Annotated in this window: 8 protein-coding genes; 6 read left to right on the forward strand and 2 right to left on the reverse strand. The window is 56.5% G+C overall.

Annotation, left to right across the window (positions count from 1 at the left end):
• The first annotated feature begins 37 nt into the window (after nt 1-37).
• Genes GRPL_RS10320 through arsC form a run of 3 tightly spaced genes read left to right on the forward strand, consistent with a single transcriptional unit; the run spans nt 38 to nt 2,131 of the window.
• The gene (locus GRPL_RS10320) at nt 38-358 is read left to right on the forward strand and encodes a metalloregulator ArsR/SmtB family transcription factor (RefSeq protein WP_032697310.1); all 321 of its coding nucleotides are present in this window, start codon (nt 38-40) and stop codon (nt 356-358) included.
• Nucleotides 359-403: 45 nt separating this feature from the next.
• Entirely contained in the window at nt 404-1,696 is a 1,293-nt protein-coding gene (locus GRPL_RS10315; RefSeq protein ID WP_032699610.1) for an arsenic transporter, read from the forward strand.
• 9 nt (nt 1,697-1,705) lie between these two features.
• Nucleotides 1,706-2,131 (forward strand): glutaredoxin-dependent arsenate reductase, encoded by a 426-nt coding sequence (gene arsC, locus GRPL_RS10310; protein ID WP_032699612.1) that lies wholly within the window; start codon nt 1,706-1,708, stop codon nt 2,129-2,131.
• On the opposite strand, the gene GRPL_RS10305 is transcribed toward arsC, so the two are convergent.
• Nucleotides 2,111-2,752: a CatA-like O-acetyltransferase, family 1 gene (locus tag GRPL_RS10305; RefSeq protein ID WP_032687262.1), complete on the reverse strand. Its 642-nt coding sequence runs from the start codon at nt 2,750-2,752 to the stop codon at nt 2,111-2,113. The two genes, arsC and GRPL_RS10305, sit on opposite strands and share 21 nt — an antisense overlap.
• 35 nt (nt 2,753-2,787) lie before the next feature.
• Nucleotides 2,788-3,171 (reverse strand): VOC family protein, encoded by a 384-nt coding sequence (locus tag GRPL_RS10300; RefSeq protein ID WP_032697308.1) that lies wholly within the window; start codon nt 3,169-3,171, stop codon nt 2,788-2,790.
• Nucleotides 3,172-3,262: 91 nt separating this feature from the next.
• On the opposite strand from GRPL_RS10300, the gene GRPL_RS10295 reads away from it, so the two are divergent.
• From GRPL_RS10295 to GRPL_RS10285, 3 genes are all read left to right on the forward strand, one after another.
• Nucleotides 3,263-4,033, forward strand: coding sequence for a DeoR/GlpR family DNA-binding transcription regulator (locus tag GRPL_RS10295; RefSeq protein ID WP_032699613.1), 771 nt, complete (start codon nt 3,263-3,265; stop codon nt 4,031-4,033).
• Between the two features lie 349 nt (nt 4,034-4,382).
• On the forward strand, nt 4,383-7,598 hold the full coding sequence (locus GRPL_RS10290) for a molybdopterin cofactor-binding domain-containing protein (protein WP_032697306.1): 3,216 nt from the start codon (nt 4,383-4,385) through the stop codon (nt 7,596-7,598).
• A gap of 45 nt (nt 7,599-7,643) precedes the next feature.
• Nucleotides 7,644-8,102, forward strand: coding sequence for a (2Fe-2S)-binding protein (locus GRPL_RS10285; RefSeq protein WP_032687266.1), 459 nt, complete (start codon nt 7,644-7,646; stop codon nt 8,100-8,102).
• Nucleotides 8,103-8,252: the final 150 nt, after the last annotated feature.

Here is an 8,252-nt window from a genome sequence, read left to right on the forward strand (position 1 = left end):
TTAGCATATATGTAAATGACGCACTAAGGAATCAAAAATGCCGCATCCGCTAGAGGTTTTTAAAATATTGTCTGATGCCACGCGCCTGACGATCGTGATGTTGCTCAGGGAGCAAGGTGAGCTGTGCGTCTGCGATATTTGCGCGGTGACAGCGGAATCTCAGCCCAAAATATCCCGTCACATGGCGATTCTACGCGAGGGCGGGCTGGTTCTTGACCGTCGGGAAGGGAAATGGGTGCACTACCGTTTGTCGCCGCATATGCCGGCCTGGGCGGCAGAGATCATCGACAGCGCATGGCGATGCCTGCGCGATGAGGTGCGTGCCCGGGTGGCTGACGCTTCGCCGTCTTCCTGCTGATGGCGGCTTAATATATCTGTTATTGCATATTTGATGGGGTGAGGAATGCTGCTCGCAGGGACCATTTTTTTCTTAACGCTGCTGCTGGTTATCTGGCAGCCGAAGGGGCTCAGTATCGGCTGGAGCGCGAGCCTTGGGGCGGCGCTGGCGCTGGCGTTCGGCGTTATTCATCTGAGCGATATTCCGGTGGTCTGGAATATTGTCTGGAACGCCACGGCGGCGTTTATTGCGGTGATCGTTATCAGTCTGCTGCTGGACGAGTCGGGCTTTTTCTCCTGGGCGGCACTGCACGTTGCCCGCTGGGGAAACGGGCGCGGGCGGCGACTGTTTAGCTGGATAATTCTGCTGGGCGCCGTGGTGGCCGCGCTGTTTGCTAACGATGGCGCAGCGCTGATTCTGACCCCCATTGTTATCGCGATGCTGTCGGCGCTGGGTTTCAGCCAGCGCGCGACGCTGGCCTTTGTGATGGCTGCCGGCTTTGTTGCCGACACCGCCAGCCTGCCGCTGGTGGTGTCGAATCTGGTCAATATTGTTTCGGCCGACTTTTTCCATCTTGGCTTCAGCGCCTATGCGGCGGTTATGGTGCCGGTCGATATCGCAGCGATCCTGGCGACCCTGGCGATGCTGCATCTGGTCTTTCGCCGCGATATTCCACCGGTCTACGATCTGGCCCTGTTGCCCGAACCGGCCAGCGCGATTAAAGATCGCCCGACGTTCCTGACCGGCTGGGTGGTGCTGGTGGCGCTGCTGGCCGGCTTTTTCATTCTGGAACCACTGGGGATCCCGGTCAGCGCTATTGCCGCTAGCGGAGCGGCGGTGCTGCTGGCGGTGGCGAAAAAGGGGCGAGTCATTAATACGGGCAAGGTGCTGCGCGGGGCGCCGTGGCAAATTGTCGTCTTTTCGCTGGGGATGTATCTGGTTGTTTACGGTCTGCGCAATGCCGGGTTAACCGATGCGCTCTCCGCCGTGCTGAATGTGCTGGCGGATAACGGGCTGTGGGTGGCAACGCTCGGTACCGGAGTGCTGACGGCGGTACTCTCGTCGCTCATGAATAATATGCCGACGGTGCTGGTCGGGGCGTTATCCATTGATGGCAGCACGGCAACGGGAGTGATTAAAGAGGCGATGATCTACGCCAACGTCATTGGCTGCGATCTGGGGCCAAAAATCACGCCAATCGGCAGCCTTGCGACGCTGCTCTGGCTGCATGTTCTGGCGCAAAAGAACAGAGCCATCTCCTGGGGCTACTATTTCCGTACCGGGATCATCATGACCCTACCGGTACTGCTGGTGACGCTGGCCGCACTTGCTTTGCGTCTCTCTTTTTCTCTGTCGTGAGAACCTGATATGAGCAACACCATCATTTATCACAACCCGGATTGCGGCACGTCGCGCAATACGCTGGCCATGATCCGCAACAGCGGTATGGAGCCGACGATTATCTACTATCTCGATACGCCGCCGACGCGGGAAGAGTTAGTGGGTCTGATTGCGGCGATGGGGATAACGGTGCGCGCGCTGCTGCGCAAAAACGTCGAGCCCTACGCGCAGCTGGGGCTTGATGATGAAACCCTGAGCGACGAACGACTGATCGCGTGTATGTTGCAGCACCCGATCCTGATTAACCGGCCCATTGTGGTCACCCCGTTGGGCACACGCCTTTGTCGTCCGTCGGAAGTGGTGCTGGAGATCCTGACCCAGGCGCAGGAACAGCCGTTTCGCAAGGAGGATGGGGAATGGGTCGCGGCGGCTTCAGACCAGCGGCTGCCATAAGGCATCCGGCTCGGTAAACCCGGCTTCAACCTGTGCGAAAAAGCGGCTGGCGTGCAGCCCATCCACAAAAGCATGGTTGAATTTACCCGCCACCGGAATGACGCCGTTTTTCAGTTTGCCCCAGGTGAGCGCGGGGACCGCCGCACCCGTATAATACTCGGCCTGGGTGATGGCGCTAAAATGGAGCCACGGTAGACAGCTGGCGCAGAAAAAGTGCTCGCCCTCGACAATCAGCGGCGCCGGATCCGTGGTTTTTGCCGCCTCAATATTCGGCGTCGCCGCCCGGCTAAAGGCGGCGAAGTCGGCGGCATTGTCGCACCATACCTGACGAAACCCCTCCCGGGCGGTCATGACCGGCGTCATCACCGCAATATCATCATATTCAATAATATCGTCGCCTTGCATCCGCTGCTTGAGCTGAGGGACCGCGTTGGCTGCCCGCAGCAGCGCGTAGAGCGCCAGCTGGAAAAAGGAGACCTGGCGATCCTTCGCGCACTCATACAGGCGCTGCGCTTCTACCGGCACACAGAGGTTAAAGCTGGGGTTGGCAAAGGTGCGATAAAACTCGAAATGATCTCGACGATGCCAGCTCTCTTTATCGATAACATGGTAGGTAGACACGGTGCGTTCCTGCTCAGAATGGGTTGCAGAGCTGACTATGCAACGATTTCAATCAGATTGCCATCCGGGTCTTTGATCACCGCTTCGTAATAGCCGTCGCCGGTCGTGCGCGGCGGGGAGACTAAAATCCCCTGGGCTTCTGCCCGCCTGGCCAGCGCATCGACCTGCTGCGCGCCGCCGACAGAGATAGCCAGATGAACCCAGCCGGCGTGGTTATTGTCCGCCGTGACCGCCTGTAGCCCCGGTTTGCTCATCAGTTCAATGGCAATATCTTCGCCGATTTTCACAAAATAAGACTCAAAGCCGGGGTTGGTCCGGCTGCAATATTTTTCGTTAATCTGGCCGTTGAAGAAACCTGTCCAGAAACGAGCCTGTTGTTCAAGCTGACGAGTCCAGAGAGCGACATGGGCAATTTTCATTTTTTACCTCTTTGCAGGGTAGGTTGACAGAACCGGGCGGATGCATGATCATGCTCTTTAGTGCTCGGTTAAGATAAATTCAGGAGTTAATGTGCTCGATTATGCAGCTTTCCCTCAACAACGACAAGCGCTGATTTGTCAGATCCTCCAGGAAAACGGTCGGGTGGTCTGTAGCGAACTGGCCAGCCGCTTAAACGTCTCTGAGCATACAATTCGCCGGGATCTGCATGAACTTAGCAAGGACGGGGTCTGTAAAAAGGTGTACGGCGGCGCGGTAATGAACCTGCCGGAAGCCGGGGATTACAGCGAGCGGAAAGACAAAAATGCAGCAACAAAAATCAGAATCGCGCAGAAATGCGCAAGACTGGTCAAGCCCGGCGGCTGCATTTTTATCGATACCGGTACCACCAATCTGGCGATGGCCGAGGCGCTGCCTGCCGAGCTGGCGTTAACGGTGGTGACCAATTCGCCGGAGATAGCCGCAGAGCTGCTCAAAAAGCCGTTGTATGACGTGGTGATGCTTGGCGGGCAGGTTCAGCGAGCCTCGGGCGGCTGCGTTGGCGCTTCGGCGGTGGCTCAGCTGCAGGGAGTGCTGTTTGATCAGGGGTTTATCGGCGGCTGCGCGATGGCGCCGGAATCCGGTCTGACCGGATTTGACTATGCCGATTGCGAATTTAAAAAAGCGGTGATTAAACAGTGCAGTGAAATTATCGTCGGGCTGACTTCGGATAAGATTCCGGCGGTGGCCCGTTTCGTCGTCGCGCACAGCAGCGACATTGATGTGCTGGTGGTGGAGGAGAACGTCAGTCGCGAGTATAGCGACACATTCCGCGAGCACGATATCCGTATTTATACCGTCTGACCCGCGCTAAACGCCGCCGCATCGGCGCCAGACCGGTCTGTTGAGCCGCGCCATCCTGGCGACGGCTGGCAATTATTAATTTGATAAAATACGTCTTCTCACTTTGATAAAATCAGCGGCGTTCGGGCGGTGACACCCTCGCCGAATCGCCCGTTGCGCTGATTTTTCCCCGTCGATGCCGCTTTTTGCGTTCCCAGTCACAAATAATAACCTGCACCACATCCCGGCCAACTTATGGCACAGATATTGGATTTGTTGTCCCGGACGGGCTTTTCCCGTGGGCGAACTGATACTGCATGCAATGGCTAAGTCTGGTTTGCCATCAACGGACAATAATAAGGGGAATGTTATGTGCGCTTTACGTTCAGCGTCGCCGGGACGAGTGGATGGCCTGGCGAAAGTCAAAGGAACGGCCATTTATGGTGATGATATCACCCTGCCAGGTATGCTATTTGGTGTCTGCCGCTATGCGGATATCCCGGCGGGCAAAATTGAACACCTTGATTTGAGCGATGCGCTGGCGGTCGACGGGGTGGTGAAAATTGCCACCTGGCAGGATATTCCTGGTACGCCTGTGGTGGGGGTTATCGTGCAAGATTACCTGCCGATCGTCAAAGATGAGGTGGTCTTTCACGGCGATGTGATTGCCGTGATCGCGGCGACCACCTATGAGGCCGCCTGCGAAGCCGCTGACAAAATACACGTCCGCTATACGCCCTATGTGCCGCTCACCGATGTTGAGCAGGCGCTGGCACCCGATGCCCGGTTGATCCATCCGCAACGCAGCGACAATATTGCCGCGCATCATCATACGATTAAAGGCGATATCAGTAAGGGGTTCGCCGAGGCTCGCTATGTGCTGGAGCGCGAGTATGAAGTTGGCTTTCAGGAGCATGCGTATATCGAACCAGAAGTGGTGCTCAGCTGGCTGGATCCCACCGACGGCAGCCTGATTATTTCCGGTTCGATTCAGAATCCGCATCGTGTTCGCGGATTCGTGGCCAAATTTATGGGCTGGCCGCAGAGCTTAATTAATATTAAGCGGGCGGTGATGGGGGGATCGTTTGGCGGTAAAGACGATGTGATCGACCATCTGGCCTGCCGCTCGGCCTTACTTACCCACTTAACCGGACGCCCGGTGAAATTCGCCTATACCCGCGAACAGTCGATTATCGAGAGCTGCAAACGTCACCCCTATAAAATGAAGTATAAAGTGGGGCTGGATGAGGTCGGGCATATTGTCGCGATGAAGATCGATATTCTGGCGGACAGCGGCGGCTATGCTGCTTCTTCGCCCTTCGTGACCTGGCGATCTTCGGTGCAGGCCGCGGGTCCTTATCGCATTCCTAATGTCCATATTGATGTCAAAGCGGTCTATACCAACAACAGCTATACCTCGGCGATGCGTGGTTTTGGCTCGCCGCAGGTCGTCTACGCGCATGAATCATTGATGGATGAGATTGCGGAATATCTGGATATTCCCCCGCTGAAGCTGCGCGAAAAAAACGCGCTACGACAGGGCGATACTTCGATTACCGGCCAGCTGTTCGACAACCACACCGTTTCGGCAATTGAAGTGTTGAATAAGGCCAGCGAGTCGGCAGAATTTATGGCGAAGCGCCAGCATTATCATGTGTTGAATCAGCAGGGAGGCGTGTGGCGCTACGGTATTGGCCTGGCGCTGAGCTATCGCGGCTGTTCTATCGGTGCGGAAGGGGTGGATACCTCAACGGCGCTGATTCAGGTCAACGAAGACGGCAGCGTTAACCTGTCGACATCAGTATCAGAAAATGGTCAGGGGTTACAGACCACCATGTCGCTCATTGCCGCCGAAGCGTTTGGTATTGGGCTTGAAGAGATTCATTTTAGCGAGCCGCCAACGTCGGTCATTGGTGATGGCGGATCCACGGCGGCCACGCGCGGAACGATGGTGGGCGGCGGGGCGATTCTTGATGCGGCAGAGAAGATCAAACGACGCATTCTCAGCGTCGTCGGCGACACTATTGGCGCATGCGAGCTTGCCGATACCCTCTGGTCAGGCGGGTTGATAATCAACCGCCATGACCCCAGCCGGCGTATTGATTTTAAACGCGCCGTCAATAAAACCAAATGGGCCAGCGTTAGTCTCACCGAGTATGGCTGGTTCGTCCCTCCGCCGATTCACTGGGATGAAGAAAAAGGCTGCGGCAGTCCGTACTTTACCTGGGTGTACGGCTGCCAGGTGGCTGAAGTTCGGGTGAACACCAGTACAGGGAAAACTGAACTCCTGCATGTGACCGCCGCGCACGATGTTGGGCGGATACTCAATCCGGTGGGGTTTGAAGGCCAGGTTTGCGGCGGCGTAGCCCAGGGATTTGGCTATGCGCTGCTGGAAGATTTCAATATTGAGCACGGCCAGGTGAAGTCAGAAAACTTTGACAGCTACCTTTTGCCGACCATTAAAGATATCCCACGAATCACGGTTATCGGCGTAGAAAATCCCGATCTTGCCGGGCCGTATGGGGCGAAAGGCATCGGCGAGCCGGCCACTGAACTGGCCGCGGCAGCTATCAATAATGCGGTCAGCTTCGCGCTCGGGAGGCGCTTTAATAAGTTGCCGCTGACCCTTGAGCAGGTGATCCTCGGCTTCAATCTGAAAAAGCCAGCCCGGCAGAGCGAGCTGATGATCGAGGCGGAAAATAAAAAGCAGGTGCTGCGGCTGACCGACGTGACGGTAACCCGTCCGCAGAATCTGGAACAGGCGCTCACGCTGCTGGCTCAGGAAGGCGTGAGCGCAATAGCGGGAGGGACGGACGTCATTGTGCAAGGGCGCATGCAAACCCGGGCAATGAAGCTGGTGGATATTTCCCGTCTTCAGGAGCTGACCGGGATAACAGAAGATCCCCATAGTCATGAGATAGTCCTTGGCGCGGCGCTGACCTTTAACCGCATCACCGAGCATCCGCTGCTGCGCGAACGCTATCCGCTACTGGTTCAGGCCTGTCACACCGTAGGCTCACATCAGATTCGTAACCGCGCCACCATTGGCGGCAATATCGTTAACGCCGCGCCCTGTGGCGACTCTATTCCACCGGCGATCCTCTACGATGCCAGTATTGTGCTGCATTCCCTGCGCGGCACGCGGCGGATGTCGTTGGGTGAGTTTCTGCTTTCTGGCTATAAAACCCAGCGCCAGCCGGACGAGCTGCTGACTCAGGTGATCCTGCCGCCGCCGGCCAGACCGCAGGCCAGAGGTTTCTATCATCAACTGGGGCGACGTAATGCGCTGAATATTACCCGGCAAAGCCTGAGTGCGCTGCTGTCTCTGGATGCCAACGGGTGCGTCGACTACTGCCGGCTGGTGGATGGCGCTCTGTTTAGCAAACCGCAGCGCCTGCCTGATGTCGAGCGTTGCCTGATTGGCCAGCGGTTGGAGCATGAATCGATCGACCGCGCTTGTGCGGTTCTGGAAAAGCTGATCGATGCCGCCATCGGCAAACGCTGGTCCGCTGCCTATAAGCAGCCTGTCTTTATCAGTATGTTCCGCGACATGATGGCACAGGCGAAGCACGAATTTGATCAATAATCATAAATTAACGGGGCGTGATAGCGCCTCGCACAGGATAGCGCAATGAGCACAATCAAAGTGAAGGTCAATGGCAAGCTGGTGGAAGCGAAAGTGGAAGGGCACATGCGGTTGTTGGATCTGGTGCGGGACACTTTGCACCTGAGTGCCACGAAAGAGGGCTGTTCCATCGGAGAGTGCGGCGCCTGTACGGTATTGATGGATGGCAATGCCGTCTGTTCATGTCTGGTTCTGGCCGAACAGTGCGATGAGGCGGAAATCACCACCCTTGAAGGGTTGAACGATAACCCGCTGACGCAAAAACTGCAGCGGGCATTTGTCGAGCATGGCGGTGTGCAGTGCGGTTTTTGTACTCCTGGCGTACTGGTGAGTACCACGGCGCTGCTAACTAAAGCGCCGCAGCCGACGGATGAACAGTTGAAAGATGTGCTGGAGGGGAATATCTGTCGCTGTACCGGCTATCAACCGATTCTTGATTCTATTCACCATGCTTTAAAGTCATAGACCTTACAACCCGGGCTAAGGTGTAAACACCTGGCCCGGGTTTCTGTCTTTTCCGTCTGATAACCGGACTCTCTGATTTAACCGTTCCTGACGACTCTGGCGATCGGCCGGATCTTTCCGCGATAAACGTCGCGCAACCGGGGAACAGGG

This window comes from Klebsiella planticola ATCC 33531 (assembly GCF_000735435.1).
GTDB classification, from domain to species: domain Bacteria; phylum Pseudomonadota; class Gammaproteobacteria; order Enterobacterales; family Enterobacteriaceae; genus Klebsiella; species Klebsiella planticola.

Excerpts from the sequence above, each read along its gene's own strand:
- GRPL_RS10315 (WP_032699610.1), top strand. The coding sequence starts at position 404 with ATGCTGCTCGCAGGGACCATTTTTTTCTTAACGCTGCTGCTGGTTATC.
- GRPL_RS10290 (WP_032697306.1), top strand. The coding sequence starts at position 4,383 with ATGTGCGCTTTACGTTCAGCGTCGCCGGGACGAGTGGATGGCCTGGCG.
- GRPL_RS10285 (WP_032687266.1), top strand. The coding sequence starts at position 7,644 with ATGAGCACAATCAAAGTGAAGGTCAATGGCAAGCTGGTGGAAGCGAAA.
- arsC (WP_032699612.1), top strand. The coding sequence starts at position 1,706 with ATGAGCAACACCATCATTTATCACAACCCGGATTGCGGCACGTCGCGC.
- GRPL_RS10320 (WP_032697310.1), top strand. The coding sequence starts at position 38 with ATGCCGCATCCGCTAGAGGTTTTTAAAATATTGTCTGATGCCACGCGC.
- GRPL_RS10300 (WP_032697308.1), bottom strand. The coding sequence starts at position 3,171 with ATGAAAATTGCCCATGTCGCTCTCTGGACTCGTCAGCTTGAACAACAG.